Annotated in this window: 13 protein-coding genes and 1 tRNA gene; 5 read left to right on the top strand and 9 right to left on the bottom strand. The window is 36.3% G+C overall.

Annotated elements, in window-relative coordinates:
* Positions 1 to 147 precede the first annotated feature (147 nt).
* The 4 genes from glmU to ACFINC_RS06310 are packed head-to-tail and all read right to left on the bottom strand — an operon-like array spanning position 148 to position 3,697.
* Positions 148 to 1,497: a bifunctional UDP-N-acetylglucosamine diphosphorylase/glucosamine-1-phosphate N-acetyltransferase GlmU gene (gene glmU / locus ACFINC_RS06325; protein WP_375616583.1), complete on the bottom strand. Its 1,350-nt coding sequence runs from the start codon at positions 1,495 to 1,497 to the stop codon at positions 148 to 150.
* Positions 1,498 to 1,511: 14 nt separating this feature from the next.
* A complete protein-coding gene (locus ACFINC_RS06320; protein ID WP_375616582.1) occupies positions 1,512 to 2,297 on the bottom strand; it encodes a cytochrome c biogenesis CcdA family protein in 786 nt (261 codons plus the stop codon).
* 47 nt (positions 2,298 to 2,344) lie between these two features.
* The gene (locus ACFINC_RS06315; protein WP_375616648.1) at positions 2,345 to 3,334 is read right to left on the bottom strand and encodes a carboxypeptidase regulatory-like domain-containing protein; all 990 of its coding nucleotides are present in this window, start codon (positions 3,332 to 3,334) and stop codon (positions 2,345 to 2,347) included.
* Between the two features lie 39 nt (positions 3,335 to 3,373).
* Positions 3,374 to 3,697: a HesB/IscA family protein gene (locus tag ACFINC_RS06310; protein WP_375616581.1), complete on the bottom strand. Its 324-nt coding sequence runs from the start codon at positions 3,695 to 3,697 to the stop codon at positions 3,374 to 3,376.
* A gap of 108 nt (positions 3,698 to 3,805) precedes the next feature.
* On the opposite strand from ACFINC_RS06310, the gene ACFINC_RS06305 reads away from it, so the two are divergent.
* The 3 genes from ACFINC_RS06305 to ACFINC_RS06295 all read left to right on the top strand — a co-directional run bounded on the left by ACFINC_RS06305 (position 3,806) and on the right by ACFINC_RS06295 (position 9,377).
* Positions 3,806 to 5,008: a deoxyguanosinetriphosphate triphosphohydrolase gene (locus ACFINC_RS06305; protein WP_375616580.1), complete on the top strand. Its 1,203-nt coding sequence runs from the start codon at positions 3,806 to 3,808 to the stop codon at positions 5,006 to 5,008.
* Between the two features lie 30 nt (positions 5,009 to 5,038).
* Positions 5,039 to 6,796, top strand: coding sequence for an arginine--tRNA ligase (gene argS / locus ACFINC_RS06300; protein ID WP_375616579.1), 1,758 nt, complete (start codon positions 5,039 to 5,041; stop codon positions 6,794 to 6,796).
* 151 nt (positions 6,797 to 6,947) lie between these two features.
* On the top strand, positions 6,948 to 9,377 hold the full coding sequence (locus tag ACFINC_RS06295; RefSeq protein WP_375616578.1) for an SPOR domain-containing protein: 2,430 nt from the start codon (positions 6,948 to 6,950) through the stop codon (positions 9,375 to 9,377).
* A gap of 175 nt (positions 9,378 to 9,552) precedes the next feature.
* On the opposite strand, the gene ACFINC_RS06290 is transcribed toward ACFINC_RS06295, so the two are convergent.
* The gene (locus tag ACFINC_RS06290) at positions 9,553 to 9,828 is read right to left on the bottom strand and encodes a hypothetical protein (protein ID WP_375616577.1); all 276 of its coding nucleotides are present in this window, start codon (positions 9,826 to 9,828) and stop codon (positions 9,553 to 9,555) included.
* A 288-nt stretch (positions 9,829 to 10,116) separates the two neighbouring features.
* Between ACFINC_RS06290 and ACFINC_RS06285 the strand changes: the two genes are divergently transcribed.
* Entirely contained in the window at positions 10,117 to 11,223 is a 1,107-nt protein-coding gene (locus ACFINC_RS06285) for a branched-chain amino acid aminotransferase (protein WP_375616576.1), read from the top strand.
* A 110-nt stretch (positions 11,224 to 11,333) separates the two neighbouring features.
* Here the strand turns inward: ACFINC_RS06285 and glpX are convergent, their stop codons facing one another.
* Positions 11,334 to 12,320: a class II fructose-bisphosphatase gene (gene glpX / locus ACFINC_RS06280; RefSeq protein ID WP_375616575.1), complete on the bottom strand. Its 987-nt coding sequence runs from the start codon at positions 12,318 to 12,320 to the stop codon at positions 11,334 to 11,336.
* A 128-nt stretch (positions 12,321 to 12,448) separates the two neighbouring features.
* Positions 12,449 to 13,765 (bottom strand): homoserine dehydrogenase, encoded by a 1,317-nt coding sequence (locus ACFINC_RS06275; RefSeq protein ID WP_375616574.1) that lies wholly within the window; start codon positions 13,763 to 13,765, stop codon positions 12,449 to 12,451.
* 1,429 nt (positions 13,766 to 15,194) lie between these two features.
* On the opposite strand from ACFINC_RS06275, the gene ACFINC_RS06270 reads away from it, so the two are divergent.
* Positions 15,195 to 15,269 (top strand) — tRNA-Glu (locus ACFINC_RS06270).
* Between the two features lie 89 nt (positions 15,270 to 15,358).
* On the opposite strand, the gene ACFINC_RS06265 is transcribed toward ACFINC_RS06270, so the two are convergent.
* Together ACFINC_RS06265 and ACFINC_RS06260 are read right to left on the bottom strand one after the other, a co-directional pair.
* A complete protein-coding gene (locus tag ACFINC_RS06265) occupies positions 15,359 to 15,751 on the bottom strand; it encodes a helix-turn-helix domain-containing protein (protein WP_375616573.1) in 393 nt (130 codons plus the stop codon).
* A 147-nt stretch (positions 15,752 to 15,898) separates the two neighbouring features.
* On the bottom strand, positions 15,899 to 16,129 hold the full coding sequence (locus ACFINC_RS06260; RefSeq protein WP_375616647.1) for a hypothetical protein: 231 nt from the start codon (positions 16,127 to 16,129) through the stop codon (positions 15,899 to 15,901).
* Between the last annotated feature and the right edge of the window lie 3 nt (positions 16,130 to 16,132).

Genomic DNA, 16,132 nt, shown 5'->3' with positions numbered 1-16,132 from the left:
GATTCAAATCTTATATAACAATCCAACAGCCTTTATTTAAAACTGTAAATAATAAAATAATTCAAACATGGAGGACGGCAATCTTTAAGAATAAACCTTCCATCCATCGTTAGATTAATACGAAACAAAAGAATAACCTGAAAGTAATCATTTTTTCTGTTTGTTTTCTAACAAGCGTGCACGAAATTTTATCGCATAGCCCTCTTTTATAACCTGTCGTGCACGCCCAAAAGCCATACTGTTCATAGGAATATCTTCAGTAATAACACTTCCTGAAGCAACATAAGAACCATCCCCTATTACCAATGGAGAAACAAGCGCCGTATTAGACCCAACAAAAGCATGATCACCAATCATGGTTTTATATTTGTTAAATCCATCATAATTGCACGTAATCGTACCGGCTCCAATATTGGTATGTGCACCAATTTCAGTATCACCAATATAACTTAAATGATTGATTTTAGAAGATTCTCCTACCTTGGCTTGTTTAACTTCACAAAAATTTCCAATCTTTACGGACTTAGCCAACTCTGTTCCAGGACGCAAACGTGCATAGGGACCAATCTGTGCATCTCTACCAACCACAGCACCTTCGAGATAACTAAATGCATGAATAACAGCACCAGATTGCACTTTTACGCTTAACCCAAAATAAACATTTGGTTCTATCACCACCCCTGGTTCAATTTCTGTATCATAAGAAAAATAGAGTGTTTCTGGTTTTAAGAGTGTAACACCTGATAACATTAAATCGTGTGCTTTACGTTTCTGCCATAAAGAATCAGCCCTCGATAGCTCAAAACAATTATTAATTCCTACAATATCTTCAAAAGGCACTTCAACAACACGTACATCTAATCCTTCGCGTGTTGCAAGAGAAGCAATATCTGTTAAGTAATATTCTTTTTTTATATTGTTATTATCAACCTTCTCTAAAAGAGAAAGCGCATGTTTTCCACGCATAGCGAGTATTCCACCATTACAAAAAGAAATCTTTTTTTCTTTATCGCTAGCGTCTTTTTCTTCTACAATTGCGATCAATTTACCATTTTTCTCGAGAAGACGCCCATAACCTGTTGGATTTTGGGTATGAAAACCTGCAAAAACAACATCTGCTCCATCAGCAAGCTGTGCACGCATTTGGTGCAATGAATCTTGCTGAATGAGAGGCGTATCCCCAAAAACAATGAGAACATCATCCACTTCCTTTTGCAAAGCTAAACGAGCAGATAAAACAGCATGAGCCGTTCCTAAACGTTCTTTTTGTTCAAAAATCATCACATCTTTTACAAGTGACTGAACAACGTGCGTAACCTCCTTAGCACCAAATCCCACAACAACGGCTAATTGCGAAGAGCCTGCCAATTCTATTTGTTTTAGAACATGGCATATAAGGGGTAACCCAGCAATTTTATGAAGTACCTTAGGCAGAGACGATTTCATGCGCGTCCCCTCACCTGCGGCAAGAACAATAGAAAGACAACTTCTAACCATAAAAACACATAAGACTAACGAGAAAATCCAAAAAAATTCATAATATTGTGCCAACGAATATCTTCAATATAACTCAACGAAGGATAATGTTCTAAAAGCCAAAATGAAATATCCTGCATAGAACCTGTTAAAAACAAAATCCCTGTAAGAATAAGAAAAACACCAATAATTTTTTCAACTTTTCCTAAATGAATACGAAAAGCGCCTAAAAATCGCATAAAACTGCTCGAAAATAAAGCTGCTAACATAAAAGGAATAGCAAGACCTAATGCATAAACCGCTAAGAGAACAGCTCCCTCACCCACAGTTTCTTTTGTTCCAGCAAGCGTTATAATAGGACCTAAAATAGGGCCAATACACGGTGTCCAACCAAAGGCAAAAGCTAAACCGATAATATACGCGCCTAAAGGACCAGCAGGTGTTTTTTGGGTCTGAAAACGCGCTTCACGAAATAAAAAAGCGATCTTGAAAATCCCCAAAAAATTTAAACCAAAAATAATAATGATCATTCCAGCTGCAAGTGCAAACCAATCACGATAATAACCGATGAATTTCCCAATTGTGCTAGCACTGGCACCTAAAGCTACAAAAACAGTCGTAAACCCAAGAACAAAAGCAATAACAGAAGACAATAAAGCCCACCGTATAAAGACTTTCTCATCACGATTTTCTGAACGAAAATCATCAATACCAATACCTGCCATATAACACAAATAGGGAGGAACTAACGGCAAAACACACGGCGACAAAAAAGAAAGTGCCCCAGCAAAAAACACACCAACTGTTGAAACTTCAATCAAAACTCATACTCCGTCTCTCATCATGGCTTAAGCCCCATGAACAACGATCAATCCATGTCTTCATCAATTCGTTGCATATTTTGTTCATTCGCCACCACGTTTATATCTTCATCATGACCAGAAACGACCGAAAAAACTTTTTGATAAATTTTATCTTTATTTTTAGCAATTGCAATATACTCCCCCTCCGCTAACACGAGTGAAACATAAGCACCAACTGTTTCATAAACAATATCACCAGAATCATTGGCAAGAGACCAGCTTGTATCTGCAAGTGCTTCCCCTCCTTCTTGTCGTACCAACTTTAACACAATTTGAGCGGCCTGATGCTCAAGAGTAACTTCCGTCATTTTACCAGCTTCTACTTGAATATCCGAACGCGCAGTCGCATTAATAGCCCCATAATGGGAAGCAATATGATAGCGACCAGCTTTTAAACGCACAACTGATTGAGGTTTAACATTTGATAAAATCACCCCCGTATCATCATTTTCTTTTTCATCCTCATAGATAGTGAAACGAAGTTCTTTTTCATTAATTACACCATTGAGCAGTGTTGCATTTAAAATAACACCACCAGCATCAAGATTAAAGTTTTTTACAAGACTCTGTCCATTTTCTAAACGAATATGGCGCATAGCACTCATATGGCCAAATGAAACATGAACAAGATAACTTCCTGGTTCTAGATCAAAACGCGCACCTCCCCCCTTATAAGTTGCCACTAATGGTAATTTATTATCAACCCCTAAAATAGGTGCATAAACCCGCCAGATAAGCCCTTTCTCAATATCCAGATGACTATTTGTTAATCGAGCATTCAAAATAAGCTGTATCTGAGATGTTAAATTTTCTTTTTCCTGCTCTTGAGACTTAGCGATAAAACTCCTTGATTGTTCCTGCTGCTGATCTTGCCCTTCTCCTTCTTCAGAAAAAGCACAGTGGCTCCAAATCAATAAAAGAAGCACTACACATAACCACACATATCGGTGCACTATTTTTATAAGAATACCCATTTTTACATTGTTGACCAACATGATCTTTTTTTCAAGAAACAATATCACAAAGGCACCATTCTAAATTGAAAAACTTACACCACAACCACACGCTGAAACAGCATTAGGATTATGAATTTGAAAAGATTGTCCCATAAGATCATCAACAAAATCAATTTCAGCTCCTTCCATGAAAGGGAGTGATAGTGAATCAATAAATACAATTGCCCCATCTTTTTTGAGAACGAGATCATCTTTACCCATTTCAGAAACCAAGTCATATTTATAAGAAAAACCAGAACATCCCCCCCCTTCAACAGAAATACGTAATGCTATTTTATCGGGATCACGCAAAAGTATTTGTGCAATTCTCTTGGCAGCAACATCTGAAATTTTCACATTCATTTTATATATCCTTGCATTAAACCATCAAGAAAGAGTATCCCACACTTAAAGAGAAGTTTATTCGCCATAAACCACTCTTAATTTTAAGATGATAATGGATAGCTTGCAATGGATATAGGCAATATCAACTTCAATTACCAATCTCGAGCAGTCTACAGTGCTCATCCGCAAACAAGCCGTGGTAGATTATTCCATGAAACGATGAGTATCACACGCTCACCCTTTCAACGAGATAGAGATCGTATTATCCATTCTAATGCATTTCGACGTCTTAAACATAAAACGCAAGTGTTTATTGCTGATGAAAGCGATCATTATCGTACTCGCCTAACCCATTCCATAGAGGTTTCTCAAATTGCACGAACATTAGCCCGTGCCCTGTGTCTTGATGAAGACCTTGCCGAAGCCATTGCCCTTGTTCACGACTTTGGACACACACCCTTTGGCCATGCAGGAGAAGATGCTCTTAATGAAGCCATGACACCGTATGGCGGCTTTGACCATAATGCACAAGCATTACGCATTGTCACAAAACTAGAACAGCGCTATGCAAATTTTGATGGACTTAACCTTACATGGGAAACCCTCGAAGGACTTGTAAAGCATAATGGTCCCCTTTTAGGTCCTTACGCGAAGAATAAGGAGGTTCCTATCGATATTTTACAATACAATGCGAAACAAGACCTTGCACTTGATTGTTTTGCAGGACTAGAAGCGCAATGTGCTGCTATTGCAGATGATATCGCATACAATGCGCATGATATTGATGATGGTCTACGTTCGCAATTTTTAACACTTGATCAATTTGAACATGTTTCACTAACAGCAGCAATATTAAAAGATATAACAGATGAGCATCCCCACCTCGACCAAGCGCGTCGCGGTTACACACTTGTACGAAGACAAATAACAACCATGGTTGAAGATGTTATCAAACAATCACAAAAAAATTTAGCACGAATCAAACCAACAAGCATAAACGATATTCACCAAGCAAAACAAACCATTGTCACCTTTTCACCGACAATGACCGTTTATGAAAAAGAACTAAAAAACTTTTTATTTAAAAATCTTTACTACCATGAACAAGTTCTTAGTCGTCGCAATGCAGCAAAATGCATTGTACAAAAATTATTCAATTGTTATTATGAAAATCCAAATACAATCCCTGAAAGTTGGCAGAGCAAAACAGTGCACTTAAAAAATCAAGAGTTAGCACGTTTGATTGCTGACTTTCTTTCAGGTATGACGGATCACTACGCTCTACGTGAATATCAGCGTTTATTTGACCATACAGATAATTTCGTTTAATGGCTTTTGGCATCATCATGGAAGCTAAATATGAATATCTTTAAAAACTTCGAAAAAAAAATTAAGAAATCAATTGAACTATCTGATATAAAAGGAAAAAATGGAGAAGATCTAGATTTATCAAAAATCACTGTTGATCCTCCGCGTGATTCCTCCCATGGTCATTTATCAACCAATGCTGCTATGGTGCTTGCAAAATCTATTGGAATCAATCCACGTGCACTTGCAGATAAAATCATAGAACTTCTTAAAAATGATTCCTCTATCGAAAATATAGATGTTGCCGGTCCTGGTTTTATCAACATCAAGCTTACAAAATTATTTTGGCAAGATGTTATAAAATCCATGCTTGAATTAGGTACTTCTTATGGTCGTATCCCAATGGGACAAGGAAAACGTGTCAATGTTGAATATGTTTCAGCAAATCCAACAGGGCCAATGCATGTAGGACACTGCCGCGGAGCCGTTGTTGGAGATGTCCTTTCCAATTTGCTACAATTTACTGGCTATAACATTACGAAAGAATATTATATCAATGATGCTGGTCAACAAATCGAAGTCCTCGCTCGCTCTGTGCTGTTGCGCTATCGTGAAGCTCTTGGGCAAAAGATTAATGAAATTCCAGAAGGGCTCTATCCTGGAGAATACTTGATACCATTGGGTCAATCGCTTGTTCAAGAATTTGGTGACCAACTCCTCACGATGGATAAAAATGAAGTCTTATCTCTCGTGAAAGAACGTGCAATTCATGCAATGATGTCCATGATTCGTGAAGATTTGGCTGCTCTTAATATCTATCATGATATCTTTTTTTCTGAGCGAATGCTTTATGCAGACAATGCACGCGCTATTCGTAACACGATTAATGATCTTACTTTAAATGGTTATATCTACAAAGGAAAACTTCCTCCTCCCAAGGGACAAAATACAGAAGACTGGGAACCAAGCGAACAAACTTTGTTTCGTTCAACAAATGTCGGTGATGACCAAGACCGTGTTTTGATCAAATCTGACGGTTCTTACACTTATTTTGCGGCTGATGTTGCTTATTTTCGGGATAAATTTAATCGTCATTTTGATGAAATGATTTACATTCTAGGAGCAGACCATGCGGGCTATGTAAAACGACTAGAGGCAATGGCAAAAGCGATTTCTGGTGATAAAGCCAAATTAAGTGTTTTCTTATGTCAATTGGTAAAACTCTTTCGCAACGGTCAACCTGTCCGCATGTCAAAAAGAGCAGGATCATTTGTCACTCTACGGGATGTTGTCGAAGAAGTTGGTCGTGATCCTGTACGTTTTATGATGTTATACCGTAAGTGTGAAGCGCCTCTTGATTTTGATTTTGCAAAAGTAACAGAACAATCAAAAGATAACCCCATCTTTTATGTACAATATGCAAGTGCACGTTGTCACTCAGTCTTTCGTCAAGCACAAGAAGCGCTTCATATTGAAAGCTTTTCAAATGATACATTGACCTCTCATCTTCATCGATTAACAGATGACAATGAAATATTGTTAATACGCAAACTTTCTGAATATCCACGTGTCATTGAACAGGCCGTCGTTCATAAGGAACCACATCGATTAGCGTTTTATCTTTATGACCTGGCTTCCAGCTTTCACACCCATTGGAATAAAGGGAGTGAAAATCTTAATTTACGCTTTATTCAACCTGATGATAAAGAGTTATCCTTTGCAAGATTGGGATTGATACAAGCTGTTATCAATATTTTATCATCAGGACTTACCATCATAGGAGTTGAGTCCCCCATAGAAATGCGTTGAAAAAGTTCTATAAATACATACAATAGGTACTTTATTGATAAACTTTTTCATGTATCCTTGCATGAGAGGGGGAAAATTTATAATTTTAATATAACAAATCAAAATTAACCATTGATTGCACGTAAGTGCAAATCATCATGTGAGAAAAGCTATGAGCGATAACGATCGCAAAAATTTGCACGAAACAAAACACGATCATGAACACCATGATCCTTTAGAAAGACTTACGCGCATTTTTAATCCGAATAAACAAATCGGAAATCAAAATGAACGATCTTCTCTACAAACAGATCAATCAACACCCCACCCCAAAACATCATCCCACGATGATGATTTTGATTTGTCCTTTTTAGAGGAGGAGTTTGAAAATAATTTAACGCATGATTTACCATTTGATGATCAAAAAAAGCAATGGAACTTACACGCAACCAGCAATGCACCAGCCTTAGATATTGCACAAACTGCTTCTTTCAAGGATTTAAAACAAAATAATTTATCTGAAGAAAAATATTCTCCTCGTACCAGTCATGATGAAGAACAGATTTTAGATGCACTTTCTCCATTACCAATCCAAAAGAATCAATTACCTCAACAGAAAACAACAGCAACCAATGCTGATCCTTCTTTTGAAAAAAGTAATCTTGTTTCACAATCAGAATCAGAAAATTTCTTTTTTGATAAATTTGAAAGACACGAAAATAAGAGAGACATGACAGAAGCTGTTGAACAAATAAATCGTTTTTCACAAACAACCTCACAACAGCCAGAAATTCGGGATATACAAAAAAATTATACTGATGTTACCTCTTCTATGGAGGAAAATGAATTTTTCTCATCTTCTGACCTTGTGTCAGAAAGACAAAACACTACCAAAAATAAAATAACAAGTGACTTCTCCCCACCTTTAGATTCTACACAAATTGACAAACAGCCTTATTTAAAGGCGGACGTACAAGAAGATCATACAATCAACTATCCCCATTTTTTTGAATCCCCCCCTTCACAACAAGAAACTTATAGCGAAAAAGTTTCAACATATAATGATGCTCAAGCCCAATGCATCAATAACACTGGAAATATTTCTAACCAAAACAGAGAAATTTCATATAATGAGAATAATTTAGATGAGTTTCTTTCCTCATCAGCTTCCCTTGATACGAAACAAACGGATAGTTTTTTTGCCCATAACTATACGCACAGAAATACTCCTCCTCCCAATGTTGATACTTATAAATTTTCAGGGGAAATCGTAGAAAAAACTGGCCCTATTATGGTTCCAGAAATCCCGTATGAAGCCCCAGAATATGATGTACCAACAAGTGGTGGTTTAGAAGAAGAATTTGCTGATGTACTCAATGTAGGAAATGTCCCAACAGACAGTTTTTCTCAAAAACAACAGAAAAATGAGGTTTTCAATGAAGTTTTTCATCAAACTATGCAAAATTCAAAAGAAGGTGTTTATATAAACTCTACAGAACAAAATGCCGACTATTTTTCTGCTGCCAATATGGGATACAATTCTCCGTCTTTTAGCGAAAATTCACTCCACACAAACTCAGATGAGATCCTCACGCATCCATCAGCTCCCCCTCCCTTAAAAAGTTTTATTTTTGGTAAAACTGTCATCAAAGGTATTTTCCTTCTTATTTTAATGGCAATAGGATTTGCTGGTTATTCTCACTTTTTTATGTCATCACAAAAAAATGAAGAAACAGTCATTATCCACGCTGATAATACGCCTTTTAAATTCAAATCGGAAACAACTGAAACAAAAAATGATGTCGCACATAATTTAGATATCTATAAACAAACAACTGAACAAAATGAAAAACAAGAAAATGCGCAACAATTTCTCATTGATAACTCTGAACAACCTGAAAATTTAGAGAAGTTAAATCCAGAAGCATCTTCAAATTTTTCATCATCTTCTTCAAATGAATCTGATGTTGAAGACTCCGTTACAGAAGCTGTCAATCATACTATTCCCACACGAGAAGTACAAACTGTTATTGTAAATCAAGATGGTACAGTAACACTCGCTCCCGCGCATCAAACAGAGAGCAAATCTGCCGCTCAATCTGAAGAAACCATTACTCAAACTCCTGATGAGCTTCAAGATCCGTCCCTCGTTTCATCGCATGATTCCAATAGAAACGACCAAGAAAGTGATCATGATCTCAACAATAATATTGATAAAATAATAGCTGAAAATACTTCTAACCTGAATATTGAAGGAAAATTTATCCCAATTCCTTCTCATGCAGAGAGAAATGCACAAGTCGAAACAGAGGCTGCATCTCGCCCCACCTCATCAAACAGAGTTGCACCACAAAGTTCAGAAAGTTATTACGTACAACTTGCATCTCAACCAACGCATGAGCTGGCTAGAGATTCTTTAAAAAATATGAAATCTAAATTTGGGTTCCTTATCGGTGCCCGTCCTTTAAATATTCAACCGGCTTTTATACCAGAAAAAGGTACCTATTACCGTGTTCGTATCCAAACACATAACCGTAATGAAGCCGTAACCCTTTGTGAATCCATTAAAAATTCCGGTGGAAGTTGCTTCATCACACGCTAAAACAATAAATGCAACGGTTTTAATAACCGTTGCATTATTTATTTCAATACCAGCTCATTACTTAACGAAAACGTTAGAAACTACAATTCCCTCAATCTTTTTCGCTTATGCATTTGCGCTGACTTTAAGCTCCATCAATTTTCACCTTATCTAAAAGATTATGTTTACGAAAAAATCACTGCGTGTCCTTATAGGTATAAGGTACAGGAGGGGGCGAATTTAAATCTTTTTGGGGCGTTGTTACAGTGTGACTTGTTTCTGGAGTATTATAATGCGAAATATGTTCAGGAGATTTTGCAAAAAAAGATCCTAAAAAACCAAAAATAAACCAGATAATAGCGAGCGCAAGAAGAATAGCAAAAATACCTTTAGCGATTGAAATACGCTGTTCACGTTCTTTTCTTTCTGCAGCCATACGTTCTTCATATGTGTGATAATTTTTATCAATCATAGTGGATTCCTTTTCTCGATACCCTTACTTTTAAATTTCTAGAAAATACGCATATATGAAATTATTCAGATGCTTATTTTGAAAAAACGATAAATATAGATAAAGGTTCCAGACTACTTCATAAAGTTGAGAAAAAGATCCAAGAATAAAATCAACAATAGCGACCATAACCCTGAAGTCTATAATAAAACATTGACATAAAGGTTTTGCTAATAATAAAGTTGTGATCAAAATATCCTATTATTTATTTCTATTAATAAAAATAAAATATACTAAAAGGTTTTTCTTATGAAATCTCCCATATCATCGCTTCTATTTAAAATAGAAAAACACCTATCCCCTTTGTCAGAAGAAAAACGTGAAAAAATTCTACAAAGTCCCGGTTTTGGTCAGTTTTTTACAGATCACATGTGTACTATTCAATGGACTGAAGACAAAGGCTGGCATAATGCCATTATTTCTCAATACAAAGCTTTAGAAATTAATCCTGCAAGTACCGTTTTGCATTACGGACAAGAAATTTTTGAGGGCTTAAAAGCATATCGTGCAAAAGATGGGCGCATCTTACTCTTCCGTCCTGATGCCAATGCACAACGGTTTATAGAGTCAGCACAACGGTTAGCGATGCCAGAATTACCAAAAAATATTTTTCTAGATGCCGTTCATCAATTAGTAAAAATTGATCAAAAATGGGTTTCCGATCATCCCAATGCTAGCCTCTATATACGTCCATTTATGTTTGGCAATGAAAGCTTTTTGGGTGTTCGCTCTTCTCAAGAATATCTTTTTTGTATCATTGCCTCTCCAGTCGAATCCTATTTCAAAGGAGAAGAAAAATCTGTCAGCGTTTGGATTGAAACAGATTATAGTCGAGCCGGTCCAGGGGGAACAGGGGCTGCCAAATGTGGTGGAAACTATGCAGCAAGCTTACTTGCACAAAAAAATGCAACTGAAAACAATTGTAGCCAAGTGCTCTTTCTCGATATGGTTGAACATAAATGGATTGAAGAACTTGGTGGTATGAATGTCTGCTTTATTATGGACAATAATACACTCGTAACCCCTCCACTTAATGGAACGATCCTTCCAGGAATAACACGTCATTCACTCTTAGAATTGGCGAAACAAATGGGATTAGAGATAGAAGAGCGTCCTTATTCTTTTAAATCTCTCCAAGAAGATGCAAAGAGTGGACATCTTAAAGAAGTCTTTGCTTGTGGTACAGCTGCCGTTGTCACATCAATTGGCCGTTTTAGACATAAAGGGGGAGAAATCATTATCGGAAATGAAACAATTGGAGAAATTACAAAGCAACTTCGTACGCAATTGGTCGGCCTTCAAAAAGGGGATATAGAAGATAAAAACGGCTGGGTACATTCTATCCAGCTTTCATAATAATAAGATATTCTCATATTTATAACGCTTCCATGAATACATATCTACCTTCATGGAAGCGTACGTGCTCGTTAAAAAAATCTCTCTATTTTTTACTGGCGACAAAAACATTAATCAAATTTTGAATAATCTTTATGTTGTGCTTTAATATTGCGGACTGTTCCCGTATGGGAACGCATTACGAGAGTTTCTGTTTGAATGTAGCGAGGCGTGAATTTAACGCCAGAAAGCATATTACCATCTGTCACCCCTGTTGCTGCGAACAAAACATCACCCTTTGCCATTTCTTCCATTGTATAAGCCTTATTGGGATCGCTAATCCCCATTTTAGCTGCACGGGCAATTTTTTCTTCTGTATCAAGCAGCAAACGACCTTGCATCTGTCCCCCAATGCAGCGCAAAGCTGCAGATGCTAAAACACCCTCTGGTGCCCCACCAATCCCCATATAGATATCAATACCTGTTTCTGCTGGATTAGTTGTATCAATAACGGCAGCCACATCACCATCACCAATCAAGCGAATCGCTGCTCCTGTCGCTCGTACTTCATCAATCAATTTTTCATGACGAGGTCTATCCATAATACAAACAGTAATCTGATTAACGGTCACTCCTTTAGCCTTTGCAAGAGCACGTATATTATCGCTAGGACAAGCATCTATATCTACTATTCCCTTTGGATAACCAGGACCAATAGCAATTTTTTTCATATAAACATCAGGAGCATAAAGGAGGTTACCCTTTTCAGCAATTGCAACCACAGCCAAAGAATTAGCAAGATTTTTAGCGCAAAGTGTTGTTCCCTCCAGTGGATCAAGTGCAATATCAATCGCCAATCCATTTTGAATACCTACTTTTTCCCCAATATAAAGCATAGGGGCTTCATCCCTCTCACCTTCGCCAATCACCACTGTCCCCTCAATAGGCAATTGATTAAGTTCCCGCCGCATTGCATCTACAGCAGCTTGATCCGCCGCCTTTTCATCGCCACGTCCGCGCCAACGTGCAGCAGCAACTGCAGCACGTTCAGTGACACGTACCAATTCAAGCGTCAAAATACGATCAAGTCCATTTAAAATCTTCTGAGTTGTGGGCATATGAAAAATCCTACCGAATGAATACCAGAAAAAATATTAGTCCTTATAAAGCTTTGGCAAAGATAAAAACTTTTCACAAGAGATAAAAGCGCTCAAGCTCGCCTTTTTGTTATTATTAAAGAAAGTTATCAATTCTCCGCCATACGTTCAATACGAATAAATTGAGATTTTGCAACAAGATGTCCATCTTTTTCAATTTCTGTAAGTGCTTGTCGCACATTCACTTCTGTTGTTTCATGGGTAATTAAAATAATCGTTTTTTCAATCTGATTTTCTACAAAAGGTCTTTGAACAATCGACTCCAATGAAATGTGATTATCAGCCATATGCCTTGCAACTGCAGCAAAAACACCAGCACGATCATGAACATTTAAACGAATAAAATAACCACCTGCATGATGCGAAATACGTGCTTTTTTATGAGGAGTAAGTTCTAATGCTGGACGTCTTAAAACAGGTGCATAGTGAAAGCCAGAACGCGCTTTTGCTATATCCGCCAAATCACCAATAACAGCTGATGCTGTTGCCATTCCTCCAGCACCAGGACCAGAAAACAGTAATTCACCTAATAAATCACTTTGAATAGAAAGAGCATTGGTTACACCATTTATCTGCGCAATCATTGAAGATGTTGGTACCATTGTTGGATGAACGCGTTGCTCTATTCCAGAATCCGTTTTTAATGCAACCCCTAAAAGCTTAATCCGATACCCCAATTCATCAGCTGCTCTGATATCAATTTGCGAAATATTATGAATTCCTTCAACATAAACATTATCTAACGAAATAGCTGTTCCAAATGCCAAGCTTGTCAACAAAGCTAATTTATGGGCCGTATCATTTCCCTCAATATCAAAAGTTGGATCTGCTTCAGCATAACCAAGTCTCTGAGCATCTGCTAAACAATCTTTAAATGAAAGACCTTCCGTAAACATGCGTGTTAATATATAATTACAGGTCCCATTAAGAATACCATAAATCCGCGATATATGATTACCGGAAAGAGATTCCCTCATCGCTTTAATAACAGGAATTCCTCCTGCAACGGCTGCTTCAAAATGAAGAAAAACACCTTTTTTTTCTGCAATTATAGCCAGTTCTACTCCATGTTGAGCAAGAAGAGCTTTATTAGCCGTCACAACATGATGTCCTGTCTCTAGTGCTCTCTTAACAGCGGTATACACCACATCTAATTCACCACCAATTAACTCTACAAAAACGTCAATCTCATCAGAGGCAGCCATCTCTACAGGTGAATCAAACCATCTTATATCACTCAAATCAATTCCACGATTACGGCCTTTATCGCGCGCACTAACAGCAACGACTTTGATTAATCGCCCACATTGACAAGCTAAACTATTTGCCTTTTCACATAAAGCTCGAACAACTGAAATACCAACCGTACCAAGTCCCGCAACGCCAACTTTTAAAGCTTCTGCCATTCCCTAACCACTAATCCTTATCTTCATTGAAAAAATCGTTAAATGATATGTCATCAACACAAAGAATGCTGACATCCATAAAAACAAAATAAATACTCTGCTCTATTCACTCCATTTTTTCTAATAGAATTATTCACAATTTTTTAATAAAAATCACTAAAAATACAAATATTTATTTTCTTCAAACTTTTCAGAACCTTAATAAAATATCTCATTCAGAATAAAAATCTGCGAAACTGATAAATACAAGTTATCATAAAGAATTGCCTTGTTAAAAAAACAAAACTTTTTCATAAAAACTAAACTCTATCAACAAAGCATGGAAAAAGTTCTAAAAAACAATTAACAAAAAGTTAAAAAGTATTGAAAAATTGGTAGAAGACACAACAACATTTCTTCTAAATCAACAAATATTAAACAAAAAACATTCTTTCATATGATAAGTTAGGAGAATAGATAAAATAAAGTAGACCAGTAAATAATACCACATTCCTTCCTACCATTACATAGCTTTGAACCATAATTCTTTAATGCAAAAGTCTCCACGGTCTCATATATCAAAATAGAACATTACATTAAAATAAAAAACAAGACTTAATGTGTGTGTACTATAATTCCAAGATATTATAAATATGGAGAATAAATTTGTAAAATTCGAATATTTTAGCTCAACTTATTGCCACCCCTTTGAAAACCTAACAAATTGAAAAGGCAAGAACCTCAATCAAGCCTTTTACCCACGCTGTTTCATTTTTCAATAAAGACCCCTCTCAATACGTGAGAAAGCAAATGAAAGAGCTTTTAATTTTAAATTTTTTACAACCATATAAAAGTAAAGATGAAAAAAACAATTTTTAATATATTCTGCAAAACTTGCTTTAATCATTTTTATTCTAGTCATACAGACTCTGTATATTTTATTAAACTGATAGGATTCTATAGCTTATGCTTCAAAAGAAACTTTTATATGATTCGTACTATTTGTTACCTTGGTAATAAATATTGGCTTTCTACTTCATAAAATATACAATTTTTTATTTTATGATAAACTCAAGTGTGCAAGTTTTTGTATAAAAGCTGTCTCAAGTAAGTTAAATAATATTCTCATGTGCAAGCATAAAGTAACAAGCAATAAATTATACAAAAAATAAACACATTTAAAATGCTGTTAAAATGTTGTCTTGGTCATTTTACCTACGCCTCAAACCGAAAATAAACAAAAATATCATTCGCTGGGACGATTCTCACATCAAAACTTTCTATTAATCGTGATACTCTTATATTTTTTCTACAAAAAATCTTAAAAAATAAAATGATCCAACCAAGAGTTTCTCAAAAATTATTCAAGAAAACACACTTTTTTCAAAAAAAATGACACAGAGGGCTTGCGAAGTAAAAAGATCCTCTCTATAAGCCTCATAATTGGTTTGCGCCCATCGTCTAGCGGTTAGGACATCGCCCTTTCACGGCGGAAACAGGGGTTCGATTCCCCTTGGGCGTACCATGTTTCTTTTTTCTGTACATAATCTATTGATTTTATATATCTTTTTAAAAGTACGGGATGCGTAAATAAAAGTTAGGGAATAGGATTTTCTAACATTTGTCTACAACAGTAGCATTTTCTTTTCTTTGCGCTTCGCTAATCATCTCTAATAATGTTTTGAATGCTTCTAAATCCTCTTGTGAAAAATCTTTTAAAGTTCTAAAAAACATGCCAACAGTTTTACGCCTCAACGGATCAGAAGTCTTGATTGTAAAACTTTTGCGACAAGCATCCGATTCTCTTCTCAAAATTTCTGCTACCTCTTGATCTAAAGCATAGAGTTCAATTATCTTTTCCTCCAGTCCTACAGGAACAGATTTTTTGCCAATCTCGACAGAAGATAAAAATGCTACAGATATGTCTAATTTCTTAGCCATATCTAAGAGGCGTTCGGAGTGATCAATGCGAAGTTTCCGTAAAATTTTACCAAAAGATGTAACCATATAAAAAGTCCTATTAGAGAAGAAATATTTTCTTCTGATTCTAACAAATCTTTTTATGATTTTCTTCAATTATTACGAATCAAGAGTTCTTTTCGGGGTGGTTTTTTAGCAAAACCAGAGGTCCAAAGGGTCGCTATTCTAAGATAGCTAACTTTTTGTTATCCATCTTTTAAGATGTAAGAAGCTATTCTCTATGGCGTCCACAAAACGGGAAAAATCTATTACAAACATAAAGAGAATGAAGGCAATCCACTTCATAAAGCGTGACATCATCTTTAAGCCTTGATACGTCTCTATCATCTCGTGAAGAAGCTGTTGTTCTGTTTCTGTAAGATCTTTATCTTTGGTGCTTCGTTTCTTGACCATCTTTCCAACCACATA

The sequence above is a fragment of the Bartonella sp. AP58NXGY genome, assembly GCF_042195785.1.
Taxonomy (GTDB): domain Bacteria; phylum Pseudomonadota; class Alphaproteobacteria; order Rhizobiales; family Rhizobiaceae; genus Bartonella.
Note: the sequence above shows the minus strand (reverse complement) of the source record. Positions and strands in the feature narration are given on the sequence as shown.